Annotated in this window: 16 protein-coding genes; 11 read left to right on the forward strand and 5 right to left on the reverse strand. The window is 72.8% G+C overall.

Annotation, left to right across the window (positions count from 1 at the left end):
• Window positions 1–2: 2 nt before the first annotated feature.
• Genes ACFQ79_RS09150 through ACFQ79_RS09180 form a run of 7 tightly spaced genes read left to right on the forward strand, consistent with a single transcriptional unit; the run spans window position 3 to window position 7,761 of the window.
• A complete protein-coding gene (locus ACFQ79_RS09150) occupies window positions 3–1,028 on the forward strand; it encodes an NAD-dependent epimerase/dehydratase family protein (RefSeq protein WP_383580567.1) in 1,026 nt (341 codons plus the stop codon).
• The gene (locus tag ACFQ79_RS09155; RefSeq protein WP_383580569.1) at window positions 1,025–2,323 is read left to right on the forward strand and encodes a DUF4910 domain-containing protein; all 1,299 of its coding nucleotides are present in this window, start codon (window positions 1,025–1,027) and stop codon (window positions 2,321–2,323) included. The genes ACFQ79_RS09150 and ACFQ79_RS09155 overlap by 4 nt, the downstream gene beginning before the upstream one ends.
• A 1-nt stretch (window position 2,324) precedes the next feature.
• A complete protein-coding gene (locus tag ACFQ79_RS09160) occupies window positions 2,325–3,638 on the forward strand; it encodes a hypothetical protein (RefSeq protein ID WP_383580571.1) in 1,314 nt (437 codons plus the stop codon).
• Window positions 3,635–4,582, forward strand: coding sequence for a glycosyltransferase family 2 protein (locus ACFQ79_RS09165; RefSeq protein WP_383580573.1), 948 nt, complete (start codon window positions 3,635–3,637; stop codon window positions 4,580–4,582). Before ACFQ79_RS09160 ends, ACFQ79_RS09165 begins: the two co-directional genes overlap by 4 nt.
• Entirely contained in the window at window positions 4,579–5,823 is a 1,245-nt protein-coding gene (locus ACFQ79_RS09170; protein WP_383580575.1) for a polysaccharide pyruvyl transferase family protein, read from the forward strand. Before ACFQ79_RS09165 ends, ACFQ79_RS09170 begins: the two co-directional genes overlap by 4 nt.
• Window positions 5,820–6,368, forward strand: a complete 549-nt coding sequence (locus ACFQ79_RS09175) for a dTDP-4-dehydrorhamnose 3,5-epimerase family protein (RefSeq protein WP_383580577.1) — start codon at window positions 5,820–5,822, stop codon at window positions 6,366–6,368. The genes ACFQ79_RS09170 and ACFQ79_RS09175 overlap by 4 nt, the downstream gene beginning before the upstream one ends.
• Before the next feature lie 22 nt (window positions 6,369–6,390).
• Window positions 6,391–7,761: a glutamate-1-semialdehyde 2,1-aminomutase gene (locus ACFQ79_RS09180; protein ID WP_383580579.1), complete on the forward strand. Its 1,371-nt coding sequence runs from the start codon at window positions 6,391–6,393 to the stop codon at window positions 7,759–7,761.
• 76 nt (window positions 7,762–7,837) lie between these two features.
• Here ACFQ79_RS09180 and ACFQ79_RS09185 read toward each other — a convergent pair whose 3' ends face one another.
• Window positions 7,838–8,458, reverse strand: coding sequence for a phosphatase PAP2 family protein (locus tag ACFQ79_RS09185; RefSeq protein WP_383580618.1), 621 nt, complete (start codon window positions 8,456–8,458; stop codon window positions 7,838–7,840).
• 520 nt (window positions 8,459–8,978) lie between these two features.
• Window positions 8,979–9,803 carry a S1 family peptidase gene (locus ACFQ79_RS09190; protein WP_383580582.1) on the reverse strand — a complete coding sequence of 275 codons (825 nt, stop codon included), beginning with the start codon at window positions 9,801–9,803 and terminating at the stop codon, window positions 8,979–8,981.
• A gap of 184 nt (window positions 9,804–9,987) precedes the next feature.
• Between ACFQ79_RS09190 and ACFQ79_RS09195 the strand changes: the two genes are divergently transcribed.
• The 4 genes from ACFQ79_RS09195 to ACFQ79_RS09210 all read left to right on the forward strand — a co-directional run bounded on the left by ACFQ79_RS09195 (window position 9,988) and on the right by ACFQ79_RS09210 (window position 14,677).
• On the forward strand, window positions 9,988–11,388 hold the full coding sequence (locus ACFQ79_RS09195; RefSeq protein WP_383580584.1) for a M1 family metallopeptidase: 1,401 nt from the start codon (window positions 9,988–9,990) through the stop codon (window positions 11,386–11,388).
• Window positions 11,389–11,416: 28 nt separating this feature from the next.
• On the forward strand, window positions 11,417–11,965 hold the full coding sequence (locus ACFQ79_RS09200) for a GNAT family N-acetyltransferase (RefSeq protein ID WP_383580587.1): 549 nt from the start codon (window positions 11,417–11,419) through the stop codon (window positions 11,963–11,965).
• Window position 11,966: 1 nt separating this feature from the next.
• Window positions 11,967–12,599: a TetR/AcrR family transcriptional regulator gene (locus ACFQ79_RS09205; RefSeq protein ID WP_383580589.1), complete on the forward strand. Its 633-nt coding sequence runs from the start codon at window positions 11,967–11,969 to the stop codon at window positions 12,597–12,599.
• Between the two features lie 68 nt (window positions 12,600–12,667).
• Complete coding sequence (locus tag ACFQ79_RS09210; RefSeq protein ID WP_383580592.1) at window positions 12,668–14,677, forward strand: alkyl/aryl-sulfatase; 2,010 nt, start codon at window positions 12,668–12,670, stop codon at window positions 14,675–14,677.
• Between the two features lie 12 nt (window positions 14,678–14,689).
• On the opposite strand, the gene ACFQ79_RS09215 is transcribed toward ACFQ79_RS09210, so the two are convergent.
• The 3 genes from ACFQ79_RS09215 to ACFQ79_RS09225 form a co-directional block, all read right to left on the reverse strand.
• Window positions 14,690–15,955, reverse strand: coding sequence for an MFS transporter (locus tag ACFQ79_RS09215; RefSeq protein ID WP_383580595.1), 1,266 nt, complete (start codon window positions 15,953–15,955; stop codon window positions 14,690–14,692).
• Complete coding sequence (locus ACFQ79_RS09220; RefSeq protein ID WP_383580598.1) at window positions 15,952–17,346, reverse strand: glycoside hydrolase family 1 protein; 1,395 nt, start codon at window positions 17,344–17,346, stop codon at window positions 15,952–15,954. Before ACFQ79_RS09220 ends, ACFQ79_RS09215 begins: the two co-directional genes overlap by 4 nt.
• A gap of 192 nt (window positions 17,347–17,538) precedes the next feature.
• A complete protein-coding gene (locus ACFQ79_RS09225) occupies window positions 17,539–19,878 on the reverse strand; it encodes a hypothetical protein (RefSeq protein ID WP_383580601.1) in 2,340 nt (779 codons plus the stop codon).
• Window positions 19,879–20,045: the final 167 nt, after the last annotated feature.

Here is a 20,045-nt window from a genome sequence, read left to right on the forward strand (position 1 = left end):
CCTTGCGCGTACTGCTGACGGGACACCAGGGCTACCTGGGCACCGTGATGGCCCCTGTCCTCGCGGCCGACGGGCACGAGGTCGTCGGTCTCGACTCCGGCCTGTTCGCGGACTGCGTGCTGGGCCCGTCGCCCGCGGACCCGTCCGGGCACCGGGTGGACCTGCGCGACGTCACGGCCGAGCACGTGGCCGGGGTGGACGCGGTGATCCATCTGGCCGCGCTCTCCAACGACCCGCTGGGCTCGCTGGCGCCGGACCTCACCTACGACATCAACCACCACGCCTCCGTGCGGCTCGCCCGGCTGGCCAAGGACGCCGGGGTGCGGCGTTTCCTGTACGCGTCCACGTGCTCGGTCTACGGCGCCGCGGGCGGTGACGAACTGGTCGCGGAGGACGCCCCGTTGCGCCCGGTGACGCCGTACGCGGAGTCCAAGGTGCGGGTCGAGGACGATCTGCACGCGCTCGCCGACGGGGACTTCAGCCCGGTGTACATGCGCAACGCCACCGCGTTCGGCTTCTCGCCGCGGCTGCGTGCCGACATCGTGCTGAACAACCTGGTGGGCCACGCGCTCCTGTCCGGCGAGGTCCTCGTGATGTCCGACGGCACGCCGTGGCGTCCGCTGGTGCACGCCGCCGACATCGCACGCGCCTTCTCCGCCGCGCTGACCGCACCGCGCGAGGCGGTGCACGACCGGGCGTTCAACATCGGCAGCGAGACCAACAACGTCACGGTCGCCGAGATCGCCGGGCAGGTCGCCGAGGCGGTGTCGGGTTCGAAGGTGGTGATCACCGGGGAGACCGGCGCCGATCCGCGGTCGTACCGGGTGGACTTCTCCCGGTTCCGGGACGCGCTGCCCGGCTTCGACTGCGAGTGGACGGTGAAGCGCGGTGCGCTCGAACTCGCCGACGCCTACCGCGATTTCGGACTGACCCGGGAGGCCTTCGAGCGTCGCTTCACCCGGCTCGCGGTGCTGCGCTCGGCGTCCGAGAACGGCGCCGTCGACGACACCCTGCGGTGGCGCCGATGACCGCGGCCGGCGAGGAGCCGACGACCTCGGCCGGCGAGCGGATGCACGCGCTGGTGGAGCGGCTGTACCCGCTCTGCCGGAGCATCACCGGCGACGGGGTGCGCGCCACCCTGGACATCGTCGGCGAGTACGTTCCGCTGGAGGTGCACGAGGTGCCGACCGGGACGCAGGTGCTCGACTGGACGGTGCCGCAGGAGTGGAACATCCGGGACGCGTACATCGCCGACTCCGCCGGGCGTCGCGTCGTCGACTTCGCCGCGTCGAGCCTGCACGTGCTCGGCTACAGCGTGCCGGTGTCGCGGAGGATGCCGCTGGCCGAGCTGCGGGAACACCTGCACACCCTGCCGGACCACCCGACGTGGGTGCCGTACCGGACCAGTTACTACACACCGGAGTGGGGGTTCTGCCTGGCCCAGGAGACCCTGGACGCGCTGCCGGACGGCGAGTACGAGGTGCGGGTCGACTCCACGCTCGCGGACGGCCACCTCACCTACGCCGAGCACGTGGTCCCCGGGCAGGTCTCCGACGAGGTGATCGTCTCCTGTCACGTCTGCCACCCGTCGCTGGCCAACGACAATCTGGCCGGCATCGCGGTGGCGACGTTCCTGGCCAGGGCGCTGGCCGAGGAGACGCCGTACTACACCTACCGGTTCATCTACGCGCCCGGCACCATCGGGGCGATCACCTGGCTGGCCCGCAACGCGGAGCGGATCGAGAGGGTCAGGCACGGGCTCGTGCTGGCCTGTGCCGGCGACTCGGGCCGGCTGACGTACAAGCGGAGCAGGCGCGGCGACGCGGAGATCGACCGGGTGATGGCGCACGTCCTGGCCGCCTCCGAACGCCCGCACCAGATCAACGAGTTCACGCCGTACGGCTACGACGAGCGGCAGTACTGCTCGCCCGGGTTCGATCTCGGTGTGGGCTCGCTCAGCCGTACTCCGTACGCCGGGTACCCCGAGTACCACACCTCGGCGGACAACCCGGACTTCGTCTCCCCGGAGGCGATGGAGGACACGCTGGCCGTCTGCCGCGAGGCGTTCTCCGTCCTCGACCGCAACCGGCGGTACGTCAATCTCAGCCCTTACGGCGAGCCGCAGTTGGGCCGGCGTGGGCTGTACGACTCGCTCGGCGGCCGCAGCGACGCGAAGCAGGCCCAGATGGCCATGCTGTGGGTGCTCAGCCAGGCCGACGGCGAGCGCGGTCTGCTGGACGTCGCCGAGCGGTCGGGGCTGCCGTTCGACTCGGTCGCCGGGGCGGCCGACGCCCTGGCCGCCGCCGGACTGATCAAGGCATGACATGACGAGCACCGAGAGGGAGAAGACGACGACGGTCGCGGACCCGGCCGGACCCGCCCGGCCGAACGCGCGGCGGGCCATGGCCGGCCGGCTGTCCTGGGGTCTCGCCGACCAGGCGGCGTCCAGCGCCACCAACTTCGTGGTGGGCATCTATGTGGCACGCTCGCTCGGACTGGCCGCGTTCGGCGTGTTCAGCCTGGCCTGGGTGACCTTCGGCGTGGTGCTCGGAATCTCCCGCGGGCTGGCCACCGACCCGCTCATGGTGCGCTTCAGCGGCGTGCCGGAGGCGTCCTGGCGCGGGGCGGTGGCCCGTTCGTCGGGCACCGCCCTCGCCGTCGGCGTCGCCGTCGGCGCGGTGTGTCTGGCCCTCGGAGCCGGGCTCGGCGGCTCCGTGGGATCCGCGTTCGCCTGCCTCGGTGTCGCCCTGCCCGGGCTGCTGCTCCAGGACGCCTGGCGGTTCTCGTTCTTCGCCGCCGGGGCCGGGCGCAAGGCGTTCGTCAACGACCTCGTGATGGGCGTCGCGCTCGTCCCCGCCATGATCGTGGCGGCCCGTGTGGGCAGCGTGGGCGCCTTCGTGCTCGCCTGGGGGGCGTCCGCCGCGGTGGCCGCGGCATACGGCCTGCTCCAGTCCGGCATCCGGCCCCGTCCGGCCGGAGCGCGCGCGTGGACCCGCGAGCAGCGCGACCTCGGCTACCGGTACCTCGTCGAGAACGTGGGCGTCAGCGGCGCGGGCCAGCTGCGGGCGTACGGGCTCGGCGCGATCGTCGGCGTCAGCGCGGTCGGGGTGGTCCGGGGCGCCGAGCTCCTGCTCGGCCCGTTCCTCGCCGTCCTGATGGGCCTGTCGCTGGTCACCGTCGCGGAGGCGGCACGGGTGCTGCGGCAGGCCCCGCACCGCCTGCGCGCGTTCTGCCTCCTGCTCGGCGGCGGGCAGGCCGCCGCCGCGCTGCTCTGGGGCGCGGCGCTGCTGCTCGTGCCGGACCGGCTCGGCGAGCTCGTGCTCGGCGACGTCTGGCACGCCGCGTCGGAGCTCATCGTGCCGGCCACGCTCGGCGTCGCCGCCGCGAGCCTCGGCACCGGCGCGGCCGCCGGGCTCCGCGCGCTCGCCGCGGCCCGGCGCAGTCTGCGCTGCCAGCTGATCGCCTCCACCCTCTACGTCGGCGGCGGGCTCGGCGGAGCGGTCGTCGCCGGCACGGTCGGCTCGGCCTGGGGCGTCGCCGCCGCGACGCTCGGCAGCTCGGCCGTGTGGTGGCTGGAGCTGCGGTCCGCCCTGCGCGAGCACCACCAGAACCCCCTTCCCGAAGTGAGGACACCATGACCGCCCCACCCCGGCTCGGCATCGGGCTGCCCGTGTACAACGGCGAGGAGTACCTCGCCGAGGCGCTCGACGCCCTGCTCGGTCAGACCTACGAGGACTTCGAGCTGGTCATCTCCGACAACGCCTCGACCGACGGCACCCAGGACATCTGCCGCACGTACGCGGCGCGGGACTCGCGCATCCGGTACATCCGGCTGACCCGGAACATCGGCGCCGCGCCGAACCACAACTACGTGTTCACCCAGTGCCGCGGCGAGCTCTTCAAGTGGGCCTCGCACGACGACCTGTACGCCCGGGACCTGCTGCAGCGCTGCGTGGACGCGCTGGACGAGCGGCCGGACGTGATCCTGGCCCACGCCGACCAGGCCGTCATCGACGGCGAGGGCCGGGTGAAGGTCCCGTACGACTACACGCTCGCCACCGACTCGCCACGCGCCCCGGAGCGCTTCCGCAGCATGCTGTTCGAGCCCGGCGGGGACGACTTCTACGGGGTGATGCGGGCCGACGTGCTGCGCCGGGTGAAGCCGCACGACAGCTACCACCACGCGGACCGCACGTTCGTCTCCGAGATCGGCCTGCACGGGCCCTTCCACCAGGTGCCGGAGCTGCTGTACTTCCGCCGGGACCACCCCACCCGCGCCGAGCGGGCCAACCCCTCCAAGCGCTCCCGGTGCGTCAACCTGGACCCGCGCCGGGCCGGCGCGCTGCACCCGACGCCCCGGCTGCTCGCCGAGTACGTCTGGGGATTCGTCGCGGCGATCCGGCGGGCGCCGTTGTCGCGGGCGGACCGGCGCGCGTGCTACGGCCACCTCGTCTCCTGGGCGGCCAGCCGGGCCCGGCCGGGCGCCGGCGAACGGGTCGAGGACCGTGCCCCGGTCGATCCGGCCCGGCTCACCGTCTCCCTCGACGCGATCGTCGCCGGCCGGGAAGGCAGGCGGGCATGAGGCCCCCGACGGGGCCTCCGGTCCGCGTCGGGCTGTTCGGACTGCTCGGCTCCGGCAACCTCGGCAACGACGGTTCGATGGAGGCCGTACTCGCCTATCTCCGCCGGGACCACGGGGAGGCGGCCGTGGACGCGATGTGCGGCGGTCCCGAGGTCGTACGGCTCCGGAACCGGCTCCCCGCGACGCGGCTGCACTGGTACCGCGGCGAGTACCGGACGGCGTCGCGGGCGGGCGCGGTCATGGGGAAGGGGCTCGGCAAACTCGTCGACGCCTTCCGCACCGCCGCCTGGGTGCGCCGGCACGACGTGGTGATCGTGCCGGGCATGGGCGTCCTCGAGGCCACGCTGCCGCTGCGGCCCTGGGGCTTCCCGTACGCGCTGTTCCTGCTCTGCGCGTCCGGCCGGCTGTTCGGCACCCGGGTCGCGCTGGTCGGCGTCGGCGCCGGGCCGATCGGCAACCGGGCCACCCGGGCCCTGGTGCGCCGGTCGGCGCGGCTCGCCGCGTACCGGTCGTACCGGGACGGCCAGTCCCGCGACGCCCTGCGGGCGATGGGCGTGGACACCGCGCGCGACGAGGTCTACCCGGACCTCGCGTTCGCCCTGCCGACACCGCCGTCCGGCGCCCCCTCGGGGACGCCGGGCCCGGTGTGCGTCGGCGTCATGGCCTTCCACGGCGGCGACGACGACCGTGCCAGGGCCGAGGAGATCCACCGGCGGTACCTGGACGGGACGACCCGTTTCGTCCGCGCCCTGGTCGAGGACGGCAGACCGGTCCGGCTGCTCACCGGCGACGAGGTCGACGGGGAGGTGGTCGCCGCGATCCTCGACGCGGTGGACTCCCCGCTGGTGACCGCCGCCGAGACGGCCTCGCTCGACGACCTGATGAAGGAGATGGCGGCCGCCGACGCCGTGGTGGCGACCCGATACCACAACCTGGTCTGCGCGCTGAAGGTCGGCGTGCCGACCCTCGCGCTCAGCTACGCGGCGAAGAGCGACGCGCTCATGGACCGGATGGGTCTCGGCGCGTACTGCCACCCGGCCCGCGAGGTCGACGCCGACCGGCTGCTCGACGCGTTCCGGGAGCTGGAGAAGCACGCGGCGGAGCTGCGGCGGACCCTCGCCGAGCGGAACGCGACCGTCGCCCGTCAGCTCGACCGGCAGTTCACCGCCCTGACCGAGGCCGTGTTCCCGAGAACCGGCCGGGCCCACGCCCACGCCCACGCCTTGCGGGAGACCCCATGAAAGCCATCCGAGTCCCCGAGATCGACGGCGCGTACCTCTTCGAGCCGACGCCGTACGCCGACGAACGCGGCTTCTTCTGCCGCACGTTCGACGCCGACGTGGTCCGCTCGGTGGGCCTCGACCCGGACGCCTTCGTCCAGGACAGCGTGTCCCGTTCGGTCCGGGGCGTGCTGCGCGGCATGCACCTGCGCTCCGGCGCGGGCGAGGCCAAGCTGGTGCGGTGCTCGTACGGCAGGATCTTCGACGTCGTCGTGGACCTGCGGACGGACTCGCCGACCTACCGCAACCGGGCCTTCTTCGAGCTGTCCGGCGAGACGCAGACGACCCTCTACATCCCGGCGGGGTGCGCGCACGGCTTCCAGGCGCTGACCGGGACCGCCGACACCTCGTACCGGATCGACCGTCCGCACGACCCGGCCGAGGACGTGACGATCGCCTTCGACGACCCGGAACTCGCCATCCCCTGGCCGCTGCCCCCGGTGTCGATGTCCCCGCGGGACCGGGAGGCACCGAGCCTCGCCGAGGCCCTGAAGCACAAGCCCTGACGCCCTGGAGAGTGAAGTCCGCGTGGACACCGAAGTGACCGAAGAGACCGAACTGACTGAAGTGACCGAAGAGACCGAAGAGTTCTCCCTGCCCCGGTCGCGGCAGGCGAACGAGCGGCTGCACGCCCTGATCCCCGGGGGCGCGCACACCTATGCCAAGGGCGACGACCAGTACCCCGAGAACCTGGCCCCGGTCATCAGCCACGGCCGCGGCGCCCACGTGTGGGACGTCGACGGCAACCGCTACATCGAGTACGGCTCCGGGCTGCGGTCGGTCAGTCTCGGCCACGCCCACCCGCGCGTGCTCGAAGCGGTACGGCGGGAGATCGACCGGGGCGGCAACTTCGTCCGGCCCTCGATCGTGGAGGTCGAGGCCGCCGAGCGCTTCCTCGCCACGGTGCCGACCGCCGAGATGGTCAAGTTCGCGAAGAACGGCTCCGACGTCACCACCGCCGCGGTGCGCCTCGCCCGCGCCGTCACCGGGCGCCCCCGGGTGGCCGTCTGCGGCGACCATCCGTTCTTCTCCGTCGACGACTGGTTCATCGGCACCACGCCGATGTCCGCCGGCATCCCGGCATCGACCACCGACCTCACCGTGACGTTTCCGTACGGGGACCTGGCCGCCACCGAGGAGCTGCTCACCCGGTACCGGGACGAGGTCGCCTGTCTGATCCTCGAACCCGCCGGGCACACCGAACCCCCGCCCGGGTACCTCGCCGGCCTGCGCGAACTGGCCGACCGGCACGGCGTCGTCCTGGTCTTCGACGAGATGATCACCGGTCTGCGCTGGTCCGAGGCGGGGGCGCAGGGTCTCTACGGCGTCGTCCCCGACCTCTCGACCTTCGGCAAGGCGCTGGGCAACGGTTTCGCCGTCTCCGCGCTCGCCGGGCGCCGCGAACTGATGGAGTGGGGCGGGCTGCGTCACTCCGGCGAGCGGGTGTTCCTGCTGTCCACCACGCACGGCGCGGAGACGCACGCGCTCGCCGCCGCGTCGGCCGTGCAGACCACCTACGTCGAGGAGGGCGTCACCGCGCGACTGCACGCCCTCGGCGAGCGGCTGGCCGCCGGAGTCCGCGAGGCGGCTGCCGCCATGGGCGTCGGCGACCACCTCGTCGTCCGGGGCCGGGCCAGCAACCTGGTCTTCGCCACCCTCGACGCGAACGGGCGGCCGTCGCAGGAGTACCGCACGCTGTTCCTGCGCCGGCTCCTCGCGGGCGGGGTCCTCGCCCCGTCGTTCGTGGTGAGCAGCGCGCTCGACGACGCCGACATCGACCGCACGGTCGATGTGGTGGCCCAGGCGTGCGCGGTGTACCGGAAGGCGCTGGACGCCGCGGATCCCACGCCGTGGCTGGCCGGGCGACCGGTGAAGCCCGTCTTCCGGCGCCTGGTGTGAACCGCTCGGCGTGACGTCTCCGGAGCTTGGTCTGAGCGGCTCGGCGTGACGTCACCCGAGGTCGGGTGACGTCACGTCAGGGAGCCTTGCGGTGCACGGAGTCGGCCACCCGGTCGACCACCCACGCGGTCGCCGGGATCACCGCGAGCGCGGTGAACCAGCCGCCGAGGGCGTCGGTCGGATAGTGGGCGCCCAGGACGACCTGCGCCCAGCCCATGGCGACACCGGCGACCAGCGCCACGAGCAGCACGAGCGAGGTGCCGGCCGTCCTGCCGAGGCCGGACCGGCCGGTCGCGAGCAGCGTCACGGTGAGGGCGAGCGCGGTGAGGAAGGCGGTGTGCCCGCTCGGGTACGAGAGGTTCTCGTCGCCGTGGATGGTGCGTCCCACCAGGTGCTTGAGCAGCCTCGTCGTCACCACGGCGAGGCCGACGCCGGCGACGACGAGCACCGCCGCGCGAGGACGCCGCAGCAGCAGACAGACCGCGACGACGGCCGCGACCAGTGTCGCGGCGCCCACCGGCTCGCCCAGGAAGTCCGTGGCCAGGGCGACGTGCCGCGCCCGCGGCCCCACCCCCTCGACCGCGGCCAGGATCCGCGCGTCCACACTGCCGGGCCGGCCGGCGTCGGCGTACAGGACCCCGAGCACGACGACCACCAGTGCGGCGACCGCCGCTGTCAGCCCGAGCTGTCCGCGCATCGGCGCGGGCAGCACCGCGGGCGCGGGCCGGTCCCCTTCGGCCAGGCGTTCCAAGGCGAGCCCCCCGTCGTGTCCGACCGTCGTCGCCGGGCCGGCCTCCAGCGAGCCTATACCGGCGGTGGGGCCGGTTCTGGGCCGATTCCTCCGCTCCTCCGGGCTCAGAACCGCCGGTCGTCGCCGAGGTACCGCCGGAAGAAGGCCTCGGCGTAAGCGGCGCCGACCCGCCGCTGGTCCGCTTCGGACAGCTGGGGCGCGTAGGCGGAACCACCGGGGCGCCTGTGGTACGAGGAGGGCCGCCGTGGACGCGGCGAGCGCGCAGGCGCGCAGCGGGCGGCGGCGAGCGGCCGTGGGGGTGTCGGCGTGGTTCAAGAGTCGGTCTCCATGAGCCGTGGGCGGTGAACGGTGTGCCACGCGCGCGGGGCGCCGGGAGCGGCTCCCGGCGCCCCGCGGTGGCTTCGTTTCGACAGACGTCCGGCGGGGCCCGGGGTTGCGTCGCGTCCCGGGGAATCCGTGACCGGGGTCAGGAGGCGTGCCCGGGGGTCTTCCGGATCGTCTTCCGGATCCAGTCCGCGTACGCGGGCACGTGGGTGTAGAGCCCCGGTCCGGCCGAACAGGCGACCCCGGGGACGCCGGGACCCGAGGTGACTCCGACCAGCTCCCACCGCCCGTGCCCGCCCTTCTGGAGCTGCGGCCCGCCGGAGTCCCCGAAGCACGCCATGGCCCCTGGCACCCGGCTGATCGTGCACAGCCGGGTCCGGTCCGCGTAGCCGGGGGCGCACTCGCCGACGGCACCGGTGCGCGTCCGCAGCTCCCGCAGCCGCTCCGCGAACCTGAGTCCGGTGTCGACGGTGGTGCCGAATCCCAGGATCCGGGTCGGGGTGCCGGGCCGTGCGGCCCGCTCCGCGATCCTGACGGGCTGCTCGGAGACCGGGCGGTCGAGGCGGACCAGCGCGATGTCGTTCCTGTTGGCGGCCTTCCTCTCACCGCTGACGAAGCCGGGGTGGACGACGGTCCGCTCGATGGCCCGGACGGTTCCGCCCGACTTGCGCGCCTCGCTGCCGATCCGGACGATGCCGTCGAGGACCAGGCCGTCACCGGTCACACAGTGGGCCGCCGTCAGCACCCACTGGGGATCGATCAGCGACGCCCCGCAGTTGCCGTCGTACAAGCCGTGCTCCGGGGCCGACTCGGGGATCGTCGCCATGAACGGATAACGCTCGGTGGAATCGGTCCCGTTGACGATCGCTCCGGCGCTGCCGGCCATCAGGGTGGCGCAGGTCGCGACGGCGAGCGCGCCGACGGCGGTGGTGCGCGCCGCGCGGCCGACCGACTTCAAGCTGAACACAGGGGGTTCCTTCCCTCGTGAATCCGGTGTGCCCGGCCCACCCTGCTCGGTCCGGGGTCCGCCGGACCATCCGGTCAGCGGGCAGGTGCGGGGTGTGGCTGTCCCCCGGCCGCGGGGTCGCCGTCGCCCGGCGTCACCCCGGAACCCGCCCGTCCGGGCACACCCTCGCTCTAGCGTGCTTGTCATGACCTCGCTCAGGCTTTGGCGGGCGCCGGCGCTCGCCCTCGCAGCCGTCCTGTCGCTCGTCCCGCAGTCGGCCGTGGCGCAGGCCCCGGCGGACCCCACGGAGTCGGCCTCCCCGGCGCGGGCGGCGACACCGGACCGCCCCTCGTACGACGTGGCACTGCGCGCCGACGACGACGGCTCGCGCTGGACCGGCCGCCAGACGGTCTCCTTCCGCAACGCCGCCCGCACGCCCCTGCGTTCGGTGGACGTACGACTGTGGGGCAACGGCACCGACGGCTGCGGGACCCCGGGCAGCCCGTCCCCGGTCCGGGTGAGCGGGGTCGCCGGCGGCACACCGCGGCCGCTCACCGTGGGCTGTTCCGCGCTGCGGATCGACCTGCCGGCGCCGCTGCCGTACGGGGCACGCGCGAGCGTCTCCTTCGACGTCGCGATCACCGTCCCGGACCGCGTCCACCGCTTCGGCAAGGACGGCGCGTACCGCTATCTCGGCAACGCGCTGCCGCTGCTCTCGGTGCGCGACGCACAGGGCCGGCACCTCGACCCGGACGTCGGCTTCGGCGAGAGCTTCCACACCCTCGCCGGTGACTTCCGCGTCGTCCTCGACCACCCGAGCGCGCTCGTCGTCCCCGCGACCGGCACCACCGCCCGGCGCGCGGGCGCACCCGGCCGCACGGTCAGCACCAGCGTCGCGCGCGGGGTACGGGACTTCGCGTGGGCGGCGGGTCCCTTCGCGTCGAGGACGGTGACCACGCCCGGCGGGGTCCGGCTCAACGCGTACTGGACCGCCGCCACGTCCCCCGAGGGCGTCGCCACCGACCTGCGGGACGCCGTCGGCTCGGTCGACGAGTTCGGCAAGCGCTTCGGGCGCTACCCGTACGGCGAGCTCGACCTCGTCATGAGCGACAACCTCGACGACTTCGGCAGCATGGAGTTCCCGGGCCTCGTCCTGCTGTGGACCGAACCCGAGGGGTCCGCCGTCGTCCACGAGATCGCCCACCAGTGGTTCTACGGCATCGTCGGCAACGACCAGTTCGCCGCGCCCTGGCTGGACGAGTCCTTCGCCCAGTACGCGACCGAGCTGTACTACCGCTTCGACACCGCCACCTGCTGGGAGGAGCAGGGCATGTGGCCCAGCGACACGGCCGCCATCACCCGGTCCATGGCCTACTACGCGGACGGTCACCGCTCGGAGTACGGCCGTGTCGTCTACCGGCGCGGCTCGTGCGCCCTGCACGACCTGGAGCGCGAACTGGGCGGCCCGGAGACGGCGGGCATGCTGCGCGGCTACGTACGGGACCACTGGCTGGGCGTCGCCACCACCGCGGACTTCAAGCGCGCGGCCCAGGCGGCGACCCCGAAGGACCTCGGCCCGTTCTGGACGGAGCACAGGATCCACTGACCCCCGGGGCCGGGGATAACGTGGGCCCATGCTCACCACTCCGTCACGGGTCGAACTGCACCCGCTCACCCTCTCCGACCAGGACGAGTTCTGCTCGCTCGTACGGGCCAGCGCCCAGCTGCACGGGCCCTGGATGCAACTGCCCTCCACCGCCGAGGAGTTCCGCACCTGGATGCGCCGTTTCGACGACGGCGCCAACCTGGGCCTGCTCATCCGTGTCAGGGAGACCGGCGCGGCCGCCGGCATGGTCAACATCAACTCGATCATCCGGGGCCGCTACCAGGGCGCGTCCCTCGGCTATGCGGCCTTCGCCCCGTCCGCGGGGCGCGGCTACATGACCGAGGGGCTCTCCGCCGTCCTGGAGTACGCGTTCACGGAGCTGCGGCTCCACCGCCTGGAGGCCAACATCCAGCCGGGCAACGAGGCCTCCCTGGCCGTGGTCCGGCGGCTGGGCTTCCGCCACGAGGGCCTCTCCCCCGCCTACCTCTACATCGACGGGGACTGGCGCGACCACGAACGCTGGGCCATCACCGCACCGACCCCCTGGACGCCCGATCCGTCCCTTCCGGAGGTCTGAGGTGGCCGGGGACGACCCGGGACGCGCGGACTCCGGCGCGCGGGGGCGGCGCCGGCGGGACCCGGAACGGACGTACGCGGCGCTGCTCGACGCGCTGCTCGCGCTGATCTCGGAGGGCGGCCGGGAGCCCACCCGGAAGGCGATCGCGGAGCGGGCGGGGGCGTCCGAGCGGACCGTGTTCGTGCACTTCACCGACCGCGAGGCGCTGTACGTGGCGGCGGCGCGGCGGCAGGCCGAACGCTGGCGCGCCCACGCGGAACCGGTGCCACCCGCCTGGGAGGCGGCACGGAAGGTCTCGGCGCTCCTGGCACAGCGCGGCCGGATGTACGAGGTGATGTCGCCGATCAGGAAGATCGGCCTCGGTCTGGAGCCGGACTCACCGGGCCTGCGCGGGGTGATGGCCGAGGGCGACGCCTGGTTCAGGGCGGACCTCGCGGAGGTGTTCGCGCCGGAGTTGGGCCGGGTGCCGGACGCCGAGGAGGCCGGAGGGCTGCTCGACGCGCTCGATGCCTCCTCGTCGTGGGCGGTCTGGGACCATCTGCGCTCCCGCAGGGGACTCGACGAGGCGGCGGCCCGTGCGGCGATCGACCGCACCCTGCGGGCGCTCCTGGGAGTCGGGCCGCACACCTCTTGACGCGTATTGCAGTCGGACTGCAATAGTGGGCCTGCCATCGAGCCCCACCGAGAAGGGCGTGCCCTGCCATGAATCCGATGAACCGGCGCGGCTTCGTCGCGGCCGCCGCCGCGATGGGCGCCGCGGCCGCGTCCGTCTCCCTGAACCCGCAGACCGCCCAGGCGCTGGCCGGGCACCTGCCCCAGGGCGCGGGGAAACCCACGCGAGGCGCGACGCCGACGCCGACACGGACCGACGGGCTCCCGTACGACGACGTGGCCGACTTCGCCGACGCGGAGCGCGGCTTCATCGCCGCGTTCACCGGCGGGCCGATCACCACCGCCGCCGGGAAGACGGCCTGGGACCCCGGCGCCTACCGCTTCCTCGCCGAGGCGGGAGACCCGCACGAGGGCCACGGCCGCCACGACGGCCAGGGAGCCCCCGCCACCGTCGACCCCAGCCTCTGGCGGCAGGCCCGTCTCCTGTCGCACCAGGGCCTGTACCGGGTCACCGACCGCGTCTACCAGGTCAGGGGCCTTGACCTGTCGAACATGACGATCGTCGAGGGCGACACCGGCATCATCGTCATCGACCCGCTCATCTCCGCCGAGACCGCAGCCGCGGCACTGGGGCTCTATCGCGCCCACCGCGGCGACCGCGCCGTCCGGGCGATGATCTACACCCATCCGCACGTGGACCACTTCGGCGGCTGCCGGGGCGTGCTGCCGGACGGCGCCGGGGACGTACCCGTGCTCGCCCCGAAGGGCTTCATGGAGCACGCGGTCAGCGAGAACGTGTACGTCGGAACCGCCATGGCCCGCCGCGCCGCCTACATGTACGGCTCCACGCTCCCCAAGAACGCGAGCGCGCAGGTCGGCTGCGGGCTCGGGCTCACGGTCTCCCTCGGCACCGTCGGACTCATCGCACCCACCCGCTTCATCGGCACCACGGGCGAGGAGGTCGTGCTCGACGGGGTGCGGATCCGGTTCCAGATGACACCGGGGACCGAGTCCCAGGAGGAGATGAACTTCCTCTTCCCGGACCTGCGCGCGGTGTGCATGGCGGAGAACGCCACCCACACCATGCACAACATCCTCACCCTGCGCGGCGCCCAGGTGCGCGACGCCCATGCCTGGGCCGGCTACCTCACCGAGTCGATCGGCCTCTACGACGGCGTCGCCGACGTCGCCTTCGCCTCGCACCACTGGCCCACCTGGGGCAACGACGCCATCGTCGGCCTCCTCACCCACCAGCGGGACCTCTACGGCTATCTGCACGACCAGACCGTGCGGCTCATCAACCGGGGCCTCACCGGCACCGAGATCGCGGAGACCTTCCGGCTCCCGCCCCAGCTCGAGGGCGTCTGGGCCGACCGCGGCTACTACGGCTCACTCAGCCACAACGTCAAGGCGGTCTACCAGCGGTACATGGGCTGGTTCGACGGCAACCCGGCCCACCTCTGGGAGCACCCGCCCGCCGAGGAGGCCCGGCTCTGGGTGGAGTCCCTCGGCGGCCAGGCCGCGGTCCGCGCCCGCGCCCGGCACTACGCCGAGCGGGGCGAGCTGCGCTTCGCGGTCACCCTGCTCAACCATGCCGTCTTCAACGACCCCCGGGACGACCGGGCCAAGCGCCGGCTCGCCGCGCTCTACACCCGCCTGGGGCAGGCCGTCGAGAACGCCGTCTGGCGGAACTTCTACCTCACCGGCGCGCAGGAGCTCCTCCACGGGATCACCCCGCACGCGTCCGCCGCGCTCGGCCCCGACATGTACCTGGCCCTGACCGTCGGCCAGATCATCGACAGCCTCGCCGTCCGCGTCGACGGTCCGAAGGCCTGGTCGCTGCGGATCGCCATGGACTGGCACATCGGCGCCGACCACTGGCATCTGCGCCTCGCCAACGGGCTGCTGACCTGGACCCAGGACGCCCGGCCCGCCGCCGACGCGGACCTGACCCTGACGATGACCAAGCCCCAGCTCATCTCCCTGCTCGCGGGGAAGGGAACGGACGGCATCGCCATGACGGGCGACCGCAGGCTCCTCCCCCGGCTGCTCTCGGTCCTCGAAGCCCCCGATCCGGAGTTCCCGATCGTGACACCGTGACACCGGTGAGCGTCAGGGGACGGAGCGGATGCGGCGTACCAGCACCGACCCCGCGAGAGCCAGGGCGCCCGCGAGGGCGTACAGGGCCGTGTATCCGCCGAAGTGGGTGACCACCGGGGCCGCGATCACGGGCGCGAGGACCTGCGGCAGCGCGTTGGCGATGTTGATGACGCCCAGGTCCTTGCCCCGGTCCTCCGCCGTCGGCAGCACGTCCGTGAGCAGGGCGAAGTCCACGGCCGTGTACACGCCGAAGCCGAGGCCGAGCACGAGCGAGGCGACGACGGCGCCCGTCCAGGTCTGCCAGACGGCGAGCAGCAGCGTGGCCGCGGCGATGACGAGACCGGAGCGGATGACGTAGGACTTCCGCCGGCCGCTGCGGTCCGACCGGATGCCGCTGATCACCACCGTGGAGAGCAGGGTGAGCGCGTTGAGCGCCGTGAGGATCAGTACGCCGTTGTCCGCGTCGCCGTCGTACCGCACGGCGTCGGTCAGGTAGTAGAGCAGGTACATCGTGCTGATGGAGTACGACAGGTTCATCAGGAACCGGGTGAGCCAGGCCCAGCCGAAGTCGGGATGGCGGCGCGGGTCGATCCAGAAGCCGCCGAGGAACGTCCGCCACCGGAAGGCCGGCCGGGCGGCCGGGGGGAGCGCGGTGTCGCGCCGCATCACGACGTACGGAACGGCCGCGAGCACCGTGAAGACCGCACAGGCCAGATACCCGCCGACCACCCCGCCCGCGACCGTGGCCAGCGCCGTGCCCACCAGGATGCCGACGACCTGGGAGACGCCGAGCCAGCCGCCGACCAGACCGCGCTGCCGCGGCGGCACCTGGTCGGGGACGGCCGCGGTGAGCGCGGCGAAGGCCGCGTTGAGGGCGAGCTGGACCAGACACCAGCCGGCGATCACGGTCGCGACGCTCTGCGCCGCGGCGAGGACGAGCAGCCCGGCCGCGCCGCCCGCGACTCCGCCGGCCACCCAGGGGATCCGCCGTCCCACGGAGGTCGTCGTCCGGTCGGAGAGCGCTCCGAAGACCGGGTTGGCGATCATCGACACCGCCGCTCCGACTCCCGTCACGAGGGCGAGGGTGGACGCCTTGTGGTCGGGGGTGAGCTGCTCGGCCTGGCGGGCCAGGAGCAGCTGGAGCGGCCCGAACCAGCCGACCCAGACCCCGAGGTTGGCGAGGGAGAGCGCGCCCACCCACCGCCCGCCGGCCGGGGTGGCGGGCTCGGGGGCCGGACCGGCGGCGGTTCCCTCCGCCGCCGCCCCCTCGGCGGTCATCTGCCGCTCTTGATCAGGTCGCGGTACCAGGCGAAGGACTCCTTGGGCGTCCGTACCAGCGTCTCGTAGTCGACGTGGACGAGCCCGAAGCGCTGCCGGTACCCCTCCGCCCACTCGAAGTTGTCGAGGATCGACCAGATGAAGTAGCCGCGGACGTCGGCCCCCTCGGCCATCGCCTGGTGCAGCGCGCGGACGTGGCCGTCGTGGTAGGCGATCCGGCGGGCGTCGTCGACGCGCCCCGTCCCGGGGTCCGGGCCGTCACCGTACGAGCAGCCGTTCTCGGTGATGCAGAGCGGCGGCAGCCGGTCGCCGTAGCGCTCGCGCATCGTGGCGAGGAGTTCCCGCAGTCCGTCCGGGACCACCGGCCAGCCGAAGTCGGTGAGTTCGCGTCCTTCGATCTGCCGGATGGCGAAGGGCAGGTCCGCCGGAATCTCGATGCCGCCGAAGGAGGAGCCGGTGGCGGACGGGGCGGCGGACGGGGCGGCGGCCGGCTGCGGGGCGCCGATGAGCATCGGGTTGTAGTAGTTGATCCCGTACCAGTCGAGGGGTTCGGAGATCACCTCGAGGTCCTCCGCGACCGGGCCGGGGAGGAGCGAGTCGAGGCCCGCCGGGTAGGTGCCGGTGAGGATGGGGTCGGCGAAGAGGCGGTTCGTGAGGGTGTCGTACAGCTCGGCGGCCGCCCGGTCGTCGTCGCTGTCGCCGGCGGTCCAGACGGGGCTGTGGGAGGCGGCGATGCCGATCTCGCGGGCGCCGGCGGCGCGCAGGGCCTGCACGCCGAGGCCGTGGGCCAGGAGTTGGTGGTGCGCCGCGGGCAGGGCGTCGAAGACCAGGCGCCGGCCGGGGGCGTGCTCGCCGAGGCCGTAGCCGAGGAGGGTGACCTCGGCGGGTTCGTTGATGGTGATCCACCGGGGCACGCGGTCGGCGAGCCGCTCCGCGACCACCGAGGCGTACGCCGCGAACCGCTCGGCGGTGTCACGGCTGAGCCAGCCGCCGTCCTTCTCCAGGGCGAGCGGGGTGTCCCAGTGGAAGAGCGTCGGCACCGGGGCGATCCCCGAGGCACAGAGCTCGTCGACGAGTCGGTCGTAGAAGTCCAGCCCCTTCTCGTTGACGCGGCCGTGTCCCTCGGGCAGGACGCGGGACCAGGAGACCGAGAACCGGTAGGCACCGACGCCGAGTTCGGCCATCAGCGCCACGTCCTCGCGGTAGCGCCGGTAGTGGTCGGTGGCCACGTCCGCGTGCGAGCCGTCCTTGACGCGTCCCTCTTCTCCGGTGAAGGCGTCCCAGCTGGAGGGGCCGCGGCCGTCGGCCGTGAGCGAGCCTTCGATCTGGAAGGCGGAGGCCGAGACTCCCCAGAGGAAACCGGCCGGGAACTCGGGTACGGACGCTGTCATGAGGACTCGCTTCGATCGGCGGCGTGCGGGCTGCTCACGGCACTTTCGGGTCCCCGGGTCCAGCCTGTCAATGGAAAGTGAACAATTCTCAGGTTTTCCGAACGCGGGACGCGGGACGGGCGCTTCCCGCACACGCGGACGGGCCCTACCCCATGAGGGAAGGGCCCGTCCTCCGTACAGGTGCGGTACCGGTCAGCCTCCGCTGTGCGCCCGGCGGCGGCGCCACCAGACGAGGGCCCCGCCCGCGCCGATCGCGACGGCCGCGGTGCCGGCGATCAGACCGACGGGAGCGCTGCTGCCCGTGTCGGCGAGGCCGCCGTCGGGGTCCTTCGGACCGGGCGGAGGGGTGGCCCCGGGCGACTGGGGGGCCGTCGTCCCCGGATCCGACGGGGTCGGAGTCGGCTTGCCCGTGCCCGTCGGGGACGGGGTAGCGGTCGGACCCGCCGTACCGGTCGGGGCGGGAGTGGGAGTGGGCGTACCGGTCTCGGACCGTCCGGCGCTGTTGCCGCCGAACATCAGATAGCCCTTCTTGTTCGGGTCGTCGGCGATCGTGTCGACCGCGTAGCCGACCGTGCGGGGCTTGTAGCGCTGCTCGGTGCGGAAGCGCACCGGGTTCATGTTGCTCTTGGGCTGCTTGGAGAAGTCGACCCCGCCCACGGTGTAGACGTAGACCTCTTCGCCGTTGGACCACTTGTACTTGAACGTGCCCTCGGTGAAGGCCTTGTAGTAGCGGTCCCAGACCTGCTTGCCGGTCCAGTTCTGGTGCGGGGCGCGCAGCGGCCAGCGACGCACGTCGTTGCTGTCGATGATCCCGCGGTACTCGGCGGGCATGTCGGCGGCGTTCTGGCGCACCCACTCGGCGGCCACCCGGGCCGTGTAGACGCGGCGCAGGTCGGCGTAGTAGTCGCCGTTGTTGACCTTCTCCGCGACGAGGGGGGTGATGTAGCGGTCGAGCACGCGGTCCGACTGCTGCGTCTCCGCCTCGGTGAGGTCGCAGCCCTTCCCGCCGGGCGGCTGCGTGGTGGTCTCCTGCGGCACCGTGGACAGCTTGAGCGGGGTGTCGAGGATGTGGATGCCGCCGTCCTGCTCGCGCACGACCGCGGTCTCCGGCTCGATCCAGTACCGGAAGCCGGCCCAGCAGGGGAAGCCGTTGCGCTGGGGCAGGGCGTTCATGAAGTCGCGGCCCGCGTCCGTCTCCGGGTCCATGGCCTTGAAGATGTCGTGCTTCAGCTCCAGGTCGGCCTCCAGGAGGACGCGGCCCGCGTCGGTCTTGCCGAAGCCCGCGTCGATGATGCGGTTCGGCTCGTCCGGGTTGAGGTTGACCCAGAACGTGGACGGGTCGAGGGCGAGCCAGGTGAAGAAGGCGTCGGAGATCAGGTTGCCCTTCTCCTGGCCGCCCCAGCCGGCCGCGTACTCGTCCTCGACCGACTTGGCGGAGAACGCGTAGTCCAGGCCCTTGCCGGCCTTGCCCTTGCCGATGTAGCGCAGGTCGAGGGTGGTGAAGTCGATGCCCCCGAGGCCGCGGTTCATCTGGGCGCGCTCGCCGGTCCTCCCGAGCCGGTCGAGCTGGTCCTTGAGGGTCTGCGGGTTCGGCGGGGACTGGTTGATGACCTGGTTGCCGGAGCCGCGGGATCCGGTGGAGGCGCCGTTGCCCGGCGACATGGTCGTGCTGTTCGCGCGGTACGGGCCGTTCTCGGTGCCCTTGGGCGGTACGCCCTTGTGGTGGGACTGGTAGTCGTAGCTACGGACCCGGTCGCGGCCGAGCGTGTCCTTGCCCGCGGTGTCCTTGAGCTCCTTCATGAAGTTCTTGGCGTCGCGGGTCTGGTTCTCGGCGAAGACGTAGGTGTACTTGTACGAGCGCCAGCCCTGGTTCTTGGCCCAGGCGCGGTCCGCGGGCTTCTCGCGGCCGTCGGGGTTGCCGTTGGACTTGACCTCCACGATCTCCCGGGTGCGCTTGTTGTACGCGTCGAGGCGGCGCAGGTGCTGCTTGCCCGTGTCGGGGTCCTTGAAGTAGAACTCCTTCTCGCAGATCCAGTCCGGGCCGGTCAGGCCCATCTCCCGCACGACCTTGCCCATGAAGGCCTTGCCCCGGGCGTCGTAGCCCTGGTTCGGGATGTAGACCTTCGAGAGGTAGTCGCCGAAGGAGGTCCACCGCCGCTGCGCGTTGAAGCGGGCGTAGATGCGCCTCGGGTCGCTGTGGTCGTACTTCTTGTAGTCGGTTCCCGCCGCGTCGAGTTCGGCGCGGGTGGGGTTGAGGCCGTCGAACTGGAGACCGGGGTTGGTGTAGTCGTACGTGTCCCAACGGTCCACCGCACGGGAGGCGTCGCCCTGGGGCAGGCCGCCCGTGGGTACGTTCTTCACCCCGTACATCTCGTCGCAGCGCTTGCCCGGCTTCAGCTTCGGCGGCGCGGGCGCGGCCTCGGCGACGCCTCCGACGGGCTGGCCGGTGATCGTGATGACGGTGGCACAGGCGAGTGCTGACAGGCTGTTCCTGAGCGCACGCCAGCGGCGCGTTATTCGAGCTGGCTTCACAGTGCTTCCCCCGGGAGCCCCACGGGTCGATTCAGAGTTGCGCGGCACCAGGGCCCCCGATGCTCAAGTAGGCGCCGCGCAAGCGCTCCGATACTAGGGGCTCTCTTTGCCGCCGCAATGTGGTTTCGACGGCGTGGCATGTGTTAACTCCGTGCAGATTGCGGATT

It is taken from the genome of Streptomyces sp. NPDC056480 (assembly GCF_042795405.1).
Taxonomy (GTDB): Bacteria; Actinomycetota; Actinomycetes; order Streptomycetales; family Streptomycetaceae; genus Streptomyces.

What these genes read in the sequence shown, in the direction of transcription:
- ACFQ79_RS09215 (WP_383580595.1), bottom strand. Translation starts at nt 15,955, where the DNA reads ATGACCGCCGAGGGGGCGGCGGCGGAGGGAACCGCCGCCGGTCCGGCC.
- ACFQ79_RS09165 (WP_383580573.1), top strand. Translation starts at nt 3,635, where the DNA reads ATGACCGCCCCACCCCGGCTCGGCATCGGGCTGCCCGTGTACAACGGC.
- ACFQ79_RS09210 (WP_383580592.1), top strand. Translation starts at nt 12,668, where the DNA reads ATGAATCCGATGAACCGGCGCGGCTTCGTCGCGGCCGCCGCCGCGATG.
- ACFQ79_RS09200 (WP_383580587.1), top strand. Translation starts at nt 11,417, where the DNA reads ATGCTCACCACTCCGTCACGGGTCGAACTGCACCCGCTCACCCTCTCC.
- ACFQ79_RS09170 (WP_383580575.1), top strand. Translation starts at nt 4,579, where the DNA reads ATGAGGCCCCCGACGGGGCCTCCGGTCCGCGTCGGGCTGTTCGGACTG.
- ACFQ79_RS09155 (WP_383580569.1), top strand. Translation starts at nt 1,025, where the DNA reads ATGACCGCGGCCGGCGAGGAGCCGACGACCTCGGCCGGCGAGCGGATG.
- ACFQ79_RS09175 (WP_383580577.1), top strand. Translation starts at nt 5,820, where the DNA reads ATGAAAGCCATCCGAGTCCCCGAGATCGACGGCGCGTACCTCTTCGAG.
- ACFQ79_RS09220 (WP_383580598.1), bottom strand. Translation starts at nt 17,346, where the DNA reads ATGACAGCGTCCGTACCCGAGTTCCCGGCCGGTTTCCTCTGGGGAGTC.
- ACFQ79_RS09185 (WP_383580618.1), bottom strand. Translation starts at nt 8,458, where the DNA reads ATGCGCGGACAGCTCGGGCTGACAGCGGCGGTCGCCGCACTGGTGGTC.
- ACFQ79_RS09160 (WP_383580571.1), top strand. Translation starts at nt 2,325, where the DNA reads ATGACGAGCACCGAGAGGGAGAAGACGACGACGGTCGCGGACCCGGCC.
- ACFQ79_RS09195 (WP_383580584.1), top strand. Translation starts at nt 9,988, where the DNA reads ATGACCTCGCTCAGGCTTTGGCGGGCGCCGGCGCTCGCCCTCGCAGCC.